General features: G+C 38.5%; 12 protein-coding genes. 8 read left to right on the forward strand and 4 right to left on the reverse strand.

Translation table 11 applies throughout. The annotated features are described in order from the left end of the window. Positions 1-14: 14 nt before the first annotated feature. Positions 15-1,811 carry a hypothetical protein gene (locus GFH32_RS13655; RefSeq protein WP_153512116.1) on the forward strand — a complete coding sequence of 599 codons (1,797 nt, stop codon included), beginning with the start codon at positions 15-17 and terminating at the stop codon, positions 1,809-1,811. A 54-nt stretch (positions 1,812-1,865) separates the two neighbouring features. On the opposite strand, the gene GFH32_RS13660 is transcribed toward GFH32_RS13655, so the two are convergent. Continuing rightward, positions 1,866-2,927 carry a phytase gene (locus GFH32_RS13660; RefSeq protein WP_153512117.1) on the reverse strand — a complete coding sequence of 354 codons (1,062 nt, stop codon included), beginning with the start codon at positions 2,925-2,927 and terminating at the stop codon, positions 1,866-1,868. 18 nt (positions 2,928-2,945) lie between these two features. Then, positions 2,946-5,741, reverse strand: a complete 2,796-nt coding sequence (locus GFH32_RS13665) for a TonB-dependent receptor (protein ID WP_153512118.1) — start codon at positions 5,739-5,741, stop codon at positions 2,946-2,948. 247 nt (positions 5,742-5,988) lie between these two features. Here GFH32_RS13665 and GFH32_RS13670 point away from each other — a divergent pair, with 247 nt between their 5' ends. From GFH32_RS13670 to GFH32_RS13690, 5 genes are all read left to right on the forward strand, one after another. Beyond that, a complete protein-coding gene (locus GFH32_RS13670; RefSeq protein WP_153512119.1) occupies positions 5,989-6,432 on the forward strand; it encodes an acyl-CoA thioesterase in 444 nt (147 codons plus the stop codon). Positions 6,433-6,493: 61 nt separating this feature from the next. After that, a complete protein-coding gene (rsmI, locus tag GFH32_RS13675) occupies positions 6,494-7,159 on the forward strand; it encodes a 16S rRNA (cytidine(1402)-2'-O)-methyltransferase (protein ID WP_153512120.1) in 666 nt (221 codons plus the stop codon). 35 nt (positions 7,160-7,194) lie between these two features. Beyond that, positions 7,195-7,986 (forward strand): PH domain-containing protein, encoded by a 792-nt coding sequence (locus GFH32_RS13680; RefSeq protein ID WP_153512121.1) that lies wholly within the window; start codon positions 7,195-7,197, stop codon positions 7,984-7,986. A 4-nt stretch (positions 7,987-7,990) separates the two neighbouring features. Then, positions 7,991-9,598: an apolipoprotein N-acyltransferase gene (gene lnt / locus GFH32_RS13685; RefSeq protein ID WP_153512122.1), complete on the forward strand. Its 1,608-nt coding sequence runs from the start codon at positions 7,991-7,993 to the stop codon at positions 9,596-9,598. A gap of 38 nt (positions 9,599-9,636) precedes the next feature. Next, positions 9,637-10,770, forward strand: coding sequence for a cysteine desulfurase family protein (locus GFH32_RS13690; protein ID WP_153512123.1), 1,134 nt, complete (start codon positions 9,637-9,639; stop codon positions 10,768-10,770). Between the two features lie 56 nt (positions 10,771-10,826). On the opposite strand, the gene GFH32_RS13695 is transcribed toward GFH32_RS13690, so the two are convergent. Both GFH32_RS13695 and GFH32_RS13700 read right to left on the reverse strand, forming a co-directional pair. Then, the gene (locus tag GFH32_RS13695; protein ID WP_153512124.1) at positions 10,827-11,243 is read right to left on the reverse strand and encodes a copper resistance protein NlpE; all 417 of its coding nucleotides are present in this window, start codon (positions 11,241-11,243) and stop codon (positions 10,827-10,829) included. 66 nt (positions 11,244-11,309) lie between these two features. Beyond that, the gene (locus tag GFH32_RS13700) at positions 11,310-11,642 is read right to left on the reverse strand and encodes a tetratricopeptide repeat protein (protein ID WP_153512125.1); all 333 of its coding nucleotides are present in this window, start codon (positions 11,640-11,642) and stop codon (positions 11,310-11,312) included. Between the two features lie 292 nt (positions 11,643-11,934). On the opposite strand from GFH32_RS13700, the gene GFH32_RS13705 reads away from it, so the two are divergent. Together GFH32_RS13705 and GFH32_RS13710 are read left to right on the forward strand one after the other, a co-directional pair. Beyond that, positions 11,935-12,666, forward strand: coding sequence for an electron transfer flavoprotein subunit beta/FixA family protein (locus GFH32_RS13705; RefSeq protein WP_153512126.1), 732 nt, complete (start codon positions 11,935-11,937; stop codon positions 12,664-12,666). 23 nt (positions 12,667-12,689) lie between these two features. Next, positions 12,690-13,664 carry an electron transfer flavoprotein subunit alpha/FixB family protein gene (locus tag GFH32_RS13710; RefSeq protein ID WP_153512127.1) on the forward strand — a complete coding sequence of 325 codons (975 nt, stop codon included), beginning with the start codon at positions 12,690-12,692 and terminating at the stop codon, positions 13,662-13,664. Positions 13,665-13,745: the final 81 nt, after the last annotated feature.

Below are 13,745 nucleotides of genomic sequence, written 5' to 3' on the forward strand. Positions count from 1 at the left end.
CCTACGCTAAACACATGATTAGACTCTATTCCAAACGAAACCTTGTCGCTTCATTTCCACTAGTAATTCTATTGATCTCGACTGCCTGTGAGAAAGGGCAAATAAAAAATGAAGATATAGCTCCCAGCGATTTCACCTTAAGTTTTCATGTAAATGCTGTCCCATCGTCTGACTATTTTGAACCCATCACTAAAGCTGCTCGCAACCTAGCTGATAGTACATCAGTTATTAGAAGCAATCGGTCAAAACAACAAATTGAACAATACAATAAAAATGTGGCTAGTAAGTCGATTCAGATTGATGGAATCGAAGCTCGGATGACGTTATCAGAAAGCTACAGTACATCAACGTATTCGAACAACAGCTCTACACTAGACAATAAAGCGAAGTATTCGAATAGGAAAAGCGTAAGTAGTCTCCTTCAGATGAGTAATAATCGCAAATATAGAGTACTTATTTACAATACGGACGCTAATGGAAATGCGACAACTTTCGTCACGCAGGGACAAACTACCGCGGGCTCAACTTTAAATCTTCCAGTGAATCGGAACAAGAAATATAGATGGTTCGCTTATTCGTTCAATAAAGAAAATGACATCCCCCCAATAAACATCGGAGACCCCAAGATTAGTGTTAATGTATCAAACAATGGAATTGAAGAAGACTTTTTGTATTCGACCGGGCTGATCGTAACTTCTGATGTATATAATGGGCAAAATCCCATTGCTATTACATTCAGTCGACATCTTGCTTTGATACGACTAGAGATCAATTCTCGAGGTCTTTTTGCTCCCATAAGTGCTGCCGATATTGATATCGAAACCACATCTTCAGGCATTAAAAATGGTTCATTTTCGCTATTAAATGGAAACTACAGTTCGACATCGAGCGCTACGACAGTCAATAACCGGGGTTGGAATAACATAGTAAAGGATACGATACCCCTAAATTGGGCTAAATATCAAGACTTTTATAGTGTCGCAACGTCGACTGCCATGAGACTTCGAATCAAGATTAACGAAATAACTGTTATTTCTGATCGAATACTAGACGATGCCCCGAATACATCTACACAGAAACATAGAACATTTCAGAATGTCACCTTTGATTTTCCGGATTTCATAGCAAAACCTGGTCGGAAATATCAGGCACTGTTACAGTTGATAGAATCACCTATTAAAAGAGGAAGCACCTATTGGGCACGAGGAAATTTATACTATGATCCGAGTACCAAAAAGAATGAATATAGATTTCGGTACGATAACCCTTATTTCCGAAATATTAATGGTGGCATTAATAATATACTAGCGACAGATTATTGGTATGGAGGACTACGTCCAGATTTACCTGCAGACCCAACAGTAGATCCTTGCTCAGAAGTTTATCCGAAGGGCCTATGGCGCTTACCGGAAAGAGCAGAATTCACAGAGTTAATCAATTCTAGAAATCCTAGAGTTATTCGGCTGAACCAAGTTGGCGATCAAGGTTGGTTCATCTCTTGGGCTAACGCGGCAGACATTGGGTTTCCTACACATCCTCACAAACACCTAATTTTTACCGCAATCGGGAATAAGAATGCAAATGGGAAAATTCAAAACTTTAATTACAGACCAGGAAACACTACAACTGGAGTTTGGGGTGCAGTAATGGGTGACAAAGGTTATTATCGAACGAATAGTAGCTTAGATTACTTCATTATGAATTATCGGCGAAGTGTTGGTAATACAAGTCTACAATTGGTCACAGGCACTTTATACGAAATAATAGCAGCCCCCATTCGCTGTGTTAGAGCGGCCCCTCCAAATCAATAATATTGAAAAAGGGCTCGTTAAATCGAACCCTTTCCTAATATCTAATACTTAATATTACTTCTTGACATTGATGCTATCCTGTATGCTACGCCAGTCATAGTAGTGAAATACCTTTCCATTACTCATAGCGACAAGCATTCCTTTTGGAAACTTCCCTCCTATCGGGATTGATATGGCTTCCGCGCCATCACACTCAATCGCGGACACAGGAACCTCAGCAATTCTCTGATGTTGATTAGGGTTTCCTTTCGCACCTTCCCTAGGGTAAATATTGAAAGAATTATTCTGCTGGTTGGAAACAACAATATAACCTGTACTATCAGTTGATTGATAAATAGCAATTCCTTCATGATCTTCTTTAAAATCCTTTGTACCGAATACAGTTAATTCCATATCTCCATGAAATACATCCGCGTAATATTTATGAATTCCAAAGCCTTCATCTGAATAATAAACATATCCTAATTCATCATCAACGGCAATTGCTTCAATTTCTTTACCACCTTCAAACTTACCGAACTCTCTGACCTTCTTTCCAATTACCACTCCTCCTTTATCAATTAAATCATATTGAAACAAATACCTCCCCGACTCTCCGGTTTTACGACCAACAATAGCTTGAATCTTATTACCTACAGAATCAGGTTTAGTGTACAGAGCAATACCCATAGGAGAGCGTTCTTTTTCTCCTTCAAAGACCGGAATACCGCCGTCATCAATAGGTTTCAAGTCTGGAAGTGTAAATACTCGAATTTTGTCTGCTCCGCGTTCCGTAACGACTGCAATATCGACAATCCTTCCATTCAGATTAAAACCATACGCAATATCGACGTTATTTGGTCTATCCAATGGCGTCACTTTATTAACAATTTTGCCGTCCATATCGTAGAGGTACAACCCTCCTGTTTTCTCATGTTTGTCTGTTCCTAGGACAAATACTTCGGTACTGTCTTTGGGATTGACCCAAATTGCTGGATCATCTGTGTCATTTGGAACTTGCTCCGTTGTAACGGTTGGTTTTAATGCATTGGAGGCGACTTCCGCTAGTTTACCCCCTGGAGTGCATGAGTTTAACAGTAACACTAGAAATCCAAGTTTTATGATAGTTACTTTCATTTTAATTAAGGTTAGATTTTATAAGTCGAATTTAAGACCAAGATTATATCGAGGTTTATAATACTCCAATTGTCGCATTAGTCCCTCTTGACCTTGATAATAACGTAAAGGTTGGTTTGTTAAATTATTGGCTTCTGCGAAAATGCGAAACTGTCTTGTAATCTTGTAAGATGCATTTGCATCCAAAAAGAATTGCTTATCATAATAGGCGTCAGAAAATTCATTATCACCAATTTCATCCAAATAGGCCGCGGTGAAGTTTGCTGATACGCGCGCCGAGAACTTGTTATTTTCCCAAGAGAGTGAACCATTGAACATATGAGGAGCCGTACGCGGTAATCCTAAACCTTCACGTAGAACGCCTCCCTCACCTGCAATACCTTTAGCCTTGGAACCCGTATAAGTATAGTTTGTATAAATACCAAAGCCTTTCAAGAACTTGCCAGGTAGAAAGTCCAATTGGCGTTGGAAAGCAACCTCAAATCCATATACGTCTACCTTATCTCCGTTTCTAAATTGCGCAAAGTCCCAAGTCTCACCTGCAGCTATTGGGTTTTTAAGCTCAGGAAATAATGAACTATAGCGTTCCGCATTGAAACTTTGATCGTTGTACATATAGATAAAGTTCTTAAGATTCTTATAGAATAGTCCTCCAGAAATTATTCCTACATTTTGGAAATACTTCTCTACCATGACGTCAAAATTAGTAGCGTAAGTTGCTTTCAAATTGGGATTCCCGGCAAATAGCTCTTTATCTTCCATTAAGGTGTTCACGTAAGGTGCTAGGGCATAGTAATTCGGTCGCGCCAAACCCGTGGTAACCGCAGCTCTCAGAATGAAGTTTTCATTAAAGTTATGCTTCAGATTGATGCTCGGGAGAATATTGGTATAGTTGTTTTTATTTCTGATTTCTCCTACCAATTCTTCCTCATCAACCACGTTATTCCCGGTATAATCTATGCTTGTATGCTCTAAACGAACACCAAGAATCAAAGCAGTACGCTCTGTAATGTTCTGATCCCAACGAATATATTCCGCGATGATTCGTTCTTTAGCATGATAATTTTGAGACAAATATTCGTCCGGTTTATCCTCCTTTTCGAATTTCGATTTATCTGTCAAAACTAGCCCTCCTAAGAAGTCTTTACTAACAAATCCACCTGCTGCATATCGTTCTCCTTGATCCCAATTTTTTGCATCCCAAGTTTGCATTGGTAAAGTCGACAAGGCACCATATTTCGGGATAACCGTATATTCAAAGAAATTATTTTCGCGATCCTTAGACTTTAATCGAATACGAGCACCAATTCTCAAACGCCCCTTTTGCCCGGAAATGACAGACAAAGGCATACGAAAATTAATCTTGCCACCAAACTCGTCCTCATTTGTATTATTTTCATTTTCTGTCAGTTCTTTAAATGCGAACTTCGAATAATCAGTGTATTGATCCTTGATAAAGGGTAAATACGTATCTGAGATATCTTGACCTAATTCAGCCTTCTTTACTTCATAAGCTATATAGCGTTCATTTGGTCTCTTTTCCGACGCTCGCGAGTAAGAAGCTGCCCAATCAAAATCCAGCTTGGAGCTTAATAAATGTTCCCCCGTCAAAGAGAAATTCAAAACATCTTGTCGTTCTAATCTCTTTCCCTTATTCTTATCATTATCTATTCCACCCTTTGTCTGTCGGTTCAATTTACCAACATACATACCTTTATCCTCATCCCATTCCATATCCTTATAAGACACTGCAAAGCGATTTTCCAAATCATCGCGCCAATTATACATGGCGTTTAATGCGATACGATTTCGAGTATTAATATCAAAATCCCATGCTGCTGAAACCGAGCGACGCATTCGGTATACATCATACTTACGAATCTGCATTTCATTCATAAATAGTTTACCAGCATCATCCTTTGCCCACTCCCCTTCGATATTATTCGAACCAAAATCGTTACTCTGCATTGTACCGCTAAGCACTAAGCCCATTTTATTATTTAAAAATCGATTTCCGTAAATAATAGAACCATTATACATTCCTTTTTCTCGAACTGGTGAATATCCAGCTCCGATCGTCGCAGAAATACGTTGTCTATTTGGAATTGCACGGGTAATTAAATTCACACTTCCACCTATAGCATCGGCATCCATATCAGGAGTTAAGGTCTTGTTGACCTCAATAGTCGAAATCATGTCTGAGGGAATCAAGTCCATTTGCACATTTCGATTATCGCCCTCTGCCGAAGGGATACGGTCACCATTCAGGGTAACAGAGTTTAATTCAGGTGACAGTCCTCGAATAATGATATTACGGGCTTCTCCTTGATCATTTTGCATCGTAATGCCTGGTACTCGTTTTAAAGCATCTCCAATATTCTGATCCGGAAAACGTCCGACTTGATCGGAAGATATAATATTTGAAATATTACTGTTATTTTTTTGCTGATTTAACGCTTTTGCTTGACCGCGGGCGATATCGCCCATTACTTGAACCTCATCAATACTTCTTTGTGAAGGCCTCAACAAGACTTCAATGGCCGCTTGCCCAGCGCTAACAGTAATCGACTGCGAGTAATGCTCATATCCTAAATAATCAACCGTCAATTGATAAGTGCCAGTCGGGAGATTCAGAAATTCAAAATTACCATTGATATCAGAAACAGTAAAACGACCACCCTCAGTGATCCTCAATGTCGCTCCAGGCAAAGAGAAATTATCATTCCCATCCATGATCTTACCTTTTAGAATAGTCGTTTGTGCGAAGGAACATAAGCACAAGAAATTAAACAGAGTTAGTAAAAATATTCTCATATAGGTTTTAGTTTTTATCTGCGCCAAAACTAAAGCCACTAAGTAAACCACTAATTAATAAAAGATTATAAAATTGTTAAGAGATCAAACTAAAATTAAAAACACGTACTACAGATAAATAAACGACTATTTTCAAAAGAAAATTTGTTAGCTATTTCGTTACATCCGAATATCATCTTTTGGATTATTTCAATATTAATTCAATCTCTTTAGTATTTTAGGACATAATATTCAGTAAAGGTTACTTATGGAAAACAAGGTATTTTATGAAGGCCAGGTTCTTTGGTCTCAAATTGATGCAAATGTACACCTACGTCATTCTGCCTACGCAGATTTCTGTGCTCAGGCAAGAAGCAACATGCTCAATAAATTGGGTTTATCGCTTACAGATTTCTCAAGAATGAAAATTGGTCCAATACTTTTTCGCGAAGAATTAACGTATTATCGAGAGATTGGACTAGACGAGCATATTCAAGTGACTGTTGAAATCAGCAAATTCAATCGTAAAAATTCTCGATTCTCCTTTCGTCATGAGGTTATTAAAGAAAATGGCGTGCGTGCAGCCGTAGTTGTTGTGGATGGCGCTTGGATGAATCTGGTTGAACGTAAGCTAACCTCGGTTCCTGAAAATTGGCTTTCTGTAATTGATAAGATTCCGCGCTCCGAAGATTACGTCGAAGTAGATGAATAAAACAAATAATGTCTAAACAAATCACAAATCATTCTAACGCATTATTCCTTATCTTTGATCTATGTTATATATAGTCCCTACACCGATTGGAAACTTGGAAGACATGACTTTCAGGGCTATCAATGTATTAAAATCGGTTGATATTATTCTGGCCGAAGATACGCGAACCAGTGCACCTTTATTGAAGCACTTTGGTATAGATAAAAAAGTATTTGCCCATCATCAACATAACGAACACAAAGCTGTTTCTGAGATTATTCGATTAATGAAAGAAGGACAACAGATAGCCTTGATTTCTGATGCTGGAACTCCAGCGATTTCTGATCCCGGTTTCTTACTTGTTCGTGAGAGCATCAAAGAAGGACTGGAAGTACAATGTTTGCCAGGTGCTACGGCATTTGTTCCAGCACTAGTCAATTCAGGACTTCCAAATGATCGCTTCTGTTTTGAGGGATTTCTTCCTGTTAAAAAGGGACGACAAACTCGCCTAAAAGCGCTTACAGAGGAAAAAAGAACCATGATTTTCTATGAGTCTCCGCATCGTATTCTAAAAACGATCGAAGAATTTATGGTGGTATTTGGAGAGGAACGTCAAGCGAGTTTATCCAGAGAGATCAGTAAGCTATATGAGGAAACTGTTCGCGGAACTTTAACCGAATTAAAAGAGCATTTTGAGCAAAACCCTATAAAGGGAGAATTCGTATTTTGTGTCGCTGGCGCAGAATAAAGAAACAATAATTAACACATTCAAATCTTGAATCAATGGAAAACTATCAAATTGACAAGTACATACAAGACGGACAGGATCCGAAAGTCGTAGAAAAGATTCACGGAAAAATTCTCGACATGTTAACACCTGGAGAATCGATTAATTATATCGCATTGCAAAAGAAACCTGCTGTCACCCTATTGCCTGATAGCATTACCGTAAGTAACAAGCGCCTATTTCTTTGCGAATTTACAAAACTAGGGCTTGCTACAAATTTTGAAATCTTCGCTTGGCAAGAAGTCAAAGACATCGCGTTTAAAGAGGAGATATTTGGCTCTAAAGTTACTGTTATCCCTTTCACAGGTGAAAACTTAACAATTGACTATATCCCAAAAACACAAGCTAGAAAGTTATATCAATTGATTAAAGCAGCTTTAGACAATCTTCAAAATCAGAAACAAGAACCTAAAGAAAGTAAGATCATCATTGAAAACAAACCAGTTTACACCAATCCTACTCCGCCGGTGAAAGTCGAAGTCGATAAACCCGTGATACCTGCGGCACCTATTGAAGAAAAGCCTATCATTTTGGAAGAAAAACGTGAAGAAAGAATCGCGCCTGCGCCTTCACTAAATGATACCTTTCAAAAACAGGAACCAAGACCCACTTCCTTCGGTACATCTTCGTCTATTCCTTCGAGCTTTTCCAACCAAGTTGAAAAGCCAACTGAAGAGGAAGACGAAATTACATTGAAATTGAAGAAACTAAAGACACTATACGACAAACAATTGATTACACAGGCCGAATACGAGACAAAGAAAGCCGAGATATTAAGCAAATTATAAGTTCATGAGATCAAATTACCTGTTAGCTTTACTTTCCGCTTTTTTATTATGGCTAGCATGGCCGCCGATCCCTTATACTGCTGTATTATTATTGGTTGCCTTTGTTCCACTTTTGATTGCTATTGAGCAAACGATAAGAGGGGACTATAAGAACAAGGGAAGAAAAGTTTTTACACTAGCATTTTTAACAGGAGTAGTTTGGAATACTGCTTCGATCTACTGGGTATATAATGCAATGAATGCATTCCTAGATGCCATTCCATCTCTCCTTATTTCACTTGTCCCTTATACGCTGGCACCGTTACTTATGGCGCTAGCTTTCCGTCTCTATTATCAATTAAGAAAGAGGAATGGAATCCTTATTAGTTTCATGGGGCTTATATCCTTCTGGATTATTTATGAATACCTACACCAAACCTGGGATCTATCCTTCCCATGGATGACTTTAGGAAATGGATTTGCAAATACACATCAACTTATTCAATGGTATAGCATTACCGGAGTATACGGAGGAACGCTTTGGATCTGGTTAACGAATATTTGCTTGTTCTTATTGATTTGGCAAAAGAGAAATGGTATTGAAGCAATTAACAATAAAGTTCTAATTGGTTCCTTAGCAGGAATTATCTGTATTCCTGCAATTGTATCCATCGTTTGGTATAGCAAATATGAAGAGCATGTGAATCCTTCTGAAATTGTTACGGTACAACCGAATATTGATCCTTTCGGGAAATGGGGACCGATAACGCCTGAAGAGCAGCTATCTGTTCTGACCAATTTATCTCAAAAGGTCGCAAAACTCAATACGGAATTCTTCATTTGGCCGGAGACAGCTATTTCGGATCGCAATGGTGTCAATGAAGAAGAATTCAGAGACTATCCACAATATCAAAAAATTTTAACTTTTCTAGAACCTTACCACAATGGAAATGTGCTATCCGGGATTGAGAGTTATGCGCTCTACTCGGATCAACGGACACCAACCGCGAAGAAAATAGGCAATCTGTTTTGCGACAGGTTCAATGCTGGCGTATTAATCGATGGCAGTAGCAAATTGCAATTCTATCATAAGTCTAAATTAGTGCCTGGAGCTGAGCTTTTGCCATTCGGAAATACGTTAAGCTTTTTAAAACCGTTCTTCGCACATTTTGGAGGAACTACAGGTGGATATGCCAGCCAAGATAAACCCAGCGTTTTCTATTCAGCGAGCGGAATTGGTGCTGCACCTGTCATCTGCTATGAATCTATTTGGGGGAATTATGTGGCTGAATATGTTAAAATGGGGGCACAATTCATTGCTGTCATAACAAATGACGGTTGGTGGGGCGACACTTCCGGAAAAGACCAACACCTGCAATACGCAAAATTACGAGCGATTGAAAACCGTCGTTGGGTTGTTCGATCCGCAAATACCGGGATTTCCGCCTTTATCAATCAACGTGGTGATATTGTTCAAAAATCTTCTTGGTGGGTACCCACAGCTTTATCTCAAGAAATCAATCTGAATGAAGAATTAACGTTCTATACACGCTCGGGCGATCTAATTGTATATTTAAGTTTCTTAACAGGTTTGATATCAATCGGTTTAATGATTGTCAGAAAACGAAATTAATCTGTTTTATTACTATACGTTTTTTTATATTTGCCGTCATGCATGTATATTTTGATAATGCCGCTACCACTGCTTTAGACAAAGCAGTTATCGACGTAATGGTACAAACAATGAACGATAATTTTGGAAACCCTTCATCCATACATGCGCATGGTAGAGAATCCAAAACTATCGTTGAGAAAGCTAGAAGAACTGTAGCTAAATTATTGCACGCTTCTCCAGCAGAAATATTTTTTACCTCCGGTGGAACTGAAGCTGATAATATGGCTATCGTGCGAGCAATAGAGGCCTACGGAATTACTCACGCCGTATCGTCCCCTATTGAACATCATGCGGTTCTACATACGCTAGAAGAATTACAGAAAGACGGAAAAATCCATTTGGATTTCCTTCGTTTAGATCAAAAAGGGAATATTGATTTATCTCATCTGGAAGAGCTGTTAGCGAAAAACCCAAGAACATTTGTTTCGATTATGCATGCCAACAACGAGTTAGGCAATATTACTGACATTCAAAAAGTGAGTGATATCTGTAATCAATACGATGCCGTTCTACATTCCGATACGGTTCAAACTATGGGTCATTATGCCCATGATCTTTCGAAATTAAAAATTGATTTTATAACGGCAGCGGCACATAAGTTTCACGGTCCAAAAGGAGTCGGATTCTTATACATCAATAGCAGAAATAAAATTAAGCCTTTGATTCACGGAGGAGCGCAAGAACGGAATATGCGCGGCGGTACTGAGAACGTGTATGGCATTGTCGGATTAGCGAAAGCTTTAGAGATGGCCTATGAAGAAATGGAAGCGCATCAGCAGCAAATTCAATCGTTAAAAGATTACATGAAAGAGCAACTGATTCAAAATATTCCAGATATTTCTTTCAATGGCGAAACAGAAGCTAACAAGGCACTTTATACGGTGCTTAACGTTTCATTGCCATGTACGGATATGGGTGACATGCTATTGTTCAATCTTGATATCAAAGGAGTATCAGCATCAGGAGGATCCGCATGTAGCTCAGGCTCGGATATTGGTTCTCATGTACTGCGTGGTATAGGTGCAGATCCAAAACGTCCTTCAGTACGGTTCTCATTCAGTAAATTTAATACGAAAGAAGAAGTCGACTTTGTCGTGCAAACACTAAAAGAAATTTGTTCTAGAGATTAAGAAATAAAAAAGGCCATCAAATGATGGCCTTTTTCGTTATCTATCTAAAATATCTGTTACTTAACTTTCATCAAAGTATACTTATCTGCAAGATCACCTTTTATCTCCTTTCCTGACAAATCAAGTTGATTTAGCTGATTTTCAAGGATCTTGTAATTATAATCCACATTCTCTAAGGATAGGATATCTTTACTTACATCCCATTTGCCAGTCTTCTCAAACACCTCTTCACTCTTTCCTACATAAACATATCGCAAGTGGTAGTTTTTGTCTTTATCTAAGCTTAACAAAGTACTAATCATAGTACAATCTGCACAAGGCAAATTGCCCTCATATGTTCCTAGTAATCCGATACCTTTTAATGCATTATCTTCGGACGCAAGCAATTGATTGACGTTGGTCTTGTTGTTGATACAACTTATGGCGAAAATCAGTCCAATTAAAACGGTCAATATGTAAGATAACTTTTGCATAATTTTTTTACAATTATGCAAAACACAAAAAAAATACCACAATTGGCATTTTAAGAAAATTTAACATTATTCGTCTTCGTCGAGCAGACCATTTGCGGCCATATGCGCATTGCGAAGTTCACCTAAAGCATGGAAATTTCGCTTCTGTTGCGCTATTTGCATCCCCTTTTCATAAATACTGATTGCTCGATCCTGTTGATTTTTTCCTTCTAAAAATTTTCCAAAATGATAGTAGGTTCCTACATAGTCTTCATGAACTAGGATTAGATCTTCAAATCCAGCGAGTGCTTGCTCATCGTTACCTAGCTTAACATATTCCATTGTCAGCGCATACTTTAAAAACGGGTCGTTGGGACTTTCTTCTAAAAATGCTTTGAGCTGTGTTAATCTTCCTTCCATTTGACAAATTTAAGGATATTTATCAAGACGTATGCGCACTAGTTTAATTCATAGATTTACTATGCTAGCATAGAATTGACAATACTATGACAATCCTAGTTTTAGAGCGAAACAGTAATACTATCGCAAAAAAATACGCTGCTATCCTATTTTATATAAAAATTTATCAAAAAAGGTCAGGATATTTTAAAAACATTGCATTTAACAGAGTTCCGTTGTGATGTTCGAATCCTGTCATATACGCTTTGAAATACTTCACAAAAAATGTAGGTTTGTGTAAAACGCTAGATTTATGAAGATATTAGTATGTATTAGTAATGTCCCAGATACGACATCGAAAATAACGTTTACCAATGATAACACCTTATTCAACAATACTGGTGTACAGTATATTATTAATCCCTATGACGAAATTGCGCTTTCCAAAGCTGTAGAGCTTGCAGAAGGTGGTAAAGGTACCGTAACGGTTATTAACGTTGGTGACGCGTCAACCGAGCCTACAATTCGTAAGGCTTTAGCAATTGGCGCAGATGACGCTGTACGTGTAAATGCACAGCCACGCGATGCTTGGTTCGTTGCCAATCAAATTGCCAACTATGCAAAAAGTCAAGGTTTTGATTTAATCCTAACAGGACGTGAATCAATAGATTATAACGGAGCTCAAGTTGCAGCGCTATTGGGTGAGCTATTAGATCTTCCTTCCATTTCAATTGCAAAGAAGGTTGATATTCAAGGCACTGAAGCCACAATTGATCGTGAAATCGAAGGTGGTAAAGAAGTACTTAGCGTCTCACTTCCAGTAGTAATCGGTACTGCTGAAGGCGTTGCTGAACCAAAGATCCCAAATATGCGTGGCATTATGGGCGCTCGAAGCAAACCTTTACAAGTTGTGGAGCCTATTGAGGTGAGTGAATTAGCAACGATTGCTCGTTATGAAAGTCCTGCTCCTCGTGGTACTGTAAAATTGGTTGATGATGTTGACCAATTAGTTCAATTACTTCATGGAGAAGCGAAAGTTATCTAATCATTTTTAAGCAAGAAAAACACATGGCAATTTTAGTATATATAGAAAATACAGATGGCGTTTTAAAGAAATCAGCTTTTGAAGTTGCATCTTATGCAAAAGCAATTGCTGATCAGAAAGGCGATACCGTTGTTGCGCTTTCCATTGGAAATGTAGCAGATACTGAATTAGAGAAATTAGGTAAATACGGTGTTTCCAAAGTATTGAATGCAAGTCAAGATAACTTAAAAAACTTCGTCAATAAAGCTTACGCTTCCATTATTGCTGCTGCTGCAAAACAAGAGCAAGCGTCAGTGGTCGTTCTTTCAAATTCATTTAGTGGAAAAGGGTTGGCTCCTCGTATAGCGGCAAAGCTAGATGCAGGATTAGCGGACGGAGCAATTAGCCTTCCAACATGGAATGGTGATAATATTGAAGTAAAAAAGACAGCTTTTTCAAACAAAGCTTTTGCTACAGAGGTAATTTCTTCTTCGACGAAGGTAATTTCTCTTAGTCCAAATGCTTTCGAATTAAAAGAAGCAGCAACAACTGCGAATATTACCCCATTCACTCCAGAAGTTAATGCAAATGACTTCGCTGTGATGGTAAAAGATATTATTCGCGCGACAGATAAAGTTTCTCTTCCTGAAGCAGAAATTGTTGTCTCAGCAGGACGCGGCCTGAAAGGTCCAGAAAACTGGGGTATGATTGAAGAATTAGCAAATGTACTCGGTGCAGCAACAGCATGTTCTAAACCGGTTTCAGACGCAGGATGGCGTCCACATTCGGAGCACGTCGGACAAACAGGGATCGTGGTGAGTCCAAATCTTTACATTGCAATCGGCATTTCAGGTGCTATTCAACATCTAGCCGGCGTAAGTTCTTCGAAAACAATAGTCGTTATTAACAAAGATCCAGAAGCTCCTTTCTTCAAAGTAGCTGATTATGGTATTGTAGGCGACGCGTTTGAGATTGTCCCTAAATTGACAGAAGCAATCAAAAACTTAAAACACAACTAGCGAAACTAAACAATGAACGAGTGGCCTTGGATAAAAATAACAAGGTCACTTTTTTTTTGCTCCGAATATTAGCATCTTTGT

This window comes from Sphingobacteruim zhuxiongii (assembly GCF_009557615.1).
GTDB classification, from domain to species: Bacteria; Bacteroidota; Bacteroidia; order Sphingobacteriales; family Sphingobacteriaceae; genus Sphingobacterium; species Sphingobacterium zhuxiongii.

What these genes read in the sequence shown, in the direction of transcription:
- GFH32_RS13670 (WP_153512119.1), top strand. Translation starts at nt 5,989, where the DNA reads ATGGAAAACAAGGTATTTTATGAAGGCCAGGTTCTTTGGTCTCAAATT.
- GFH32_RS13710 (WP_153512127.1), top strand. Translation starts at nt 12,690, where the DNA reads ATGGCAATTTTAGTATATATAGAAAATACAGATGGCGTTTTAAAGAAA.
- GFH32_RS13695 (WP_153512124.1), bottom strand. Translation starts at nt 11,243, where the DNA reads ATGCAAAAGTTATCTTACATATTGACCGTTTTAATTGGACTGATTTTC.
- GFH32_RS13660 (WP_153512117.1), bottom strand. Translation starts at nt 2,927, where the DNA reads ATGAAAGTAACTATCATAAAACTTGGATTTCTAGTGTTACTGTTAAAC.
- GFH32_RS13690 (WP_153512123.1), top strand. Translation starts at nt 9,637, where the DNA reads ATGCATGTATATTTTGATAATGCCGCTACCACTGCTTTAGACAAAGCA.
- GFH32_RS13655 (WP_153512116.1), top strand. Translation starts at nt 15, where the DNA reads ATGATTAGACTCTATTCCAAACGAAACCTTGTCGCTTCATTTCCACTA.
- GFH32_RS13665 (WP_153512118.1), bottom strand. Translation starts at nt 5,741, where the DNA reads ATGAGAATATTTTTACTAACTCTGTTTAATTTCTTGTGCTTATGTTCC.
- rsmI (WP_153512120.1), top strand. Translation starts at nt 6,494, where the DNA reads ATGTTATATATAGTCCCTACACCGATTGGAAACTTGGAAGACATGACT.
- GFH32_RS13705 (WP_153512126.1), top strand. Translation starts at nt 11,935, where the DNA reads ATGAAGATATTAGTATGTATTAGTAATGTCCCAGATACGACATCGAAA.
- GFH32_RS13680 (WP_153512121.1), top strand. Translation starts at nt 7,195, where the DNA reads ATGGAAAACTATCAAATTGACAAGTACATACAAGACGGACAGGATCCG.
- lnt (WP_153512122.1), top strand. Translation starts at nt 7,991, where the DNA reads ATGAGATCAAATTACCTGTTAGCTTTACTTTCCGCTTTTTTATTATGG.
- GFH32_RS13700 (WP_153512125.1), bottom strand. Translation starts at nt 11,642, where the DNA reads ATGGAAGGAAGATTAACACAGCTCAAAGCATTTTTAGAAGAAAGTCCC.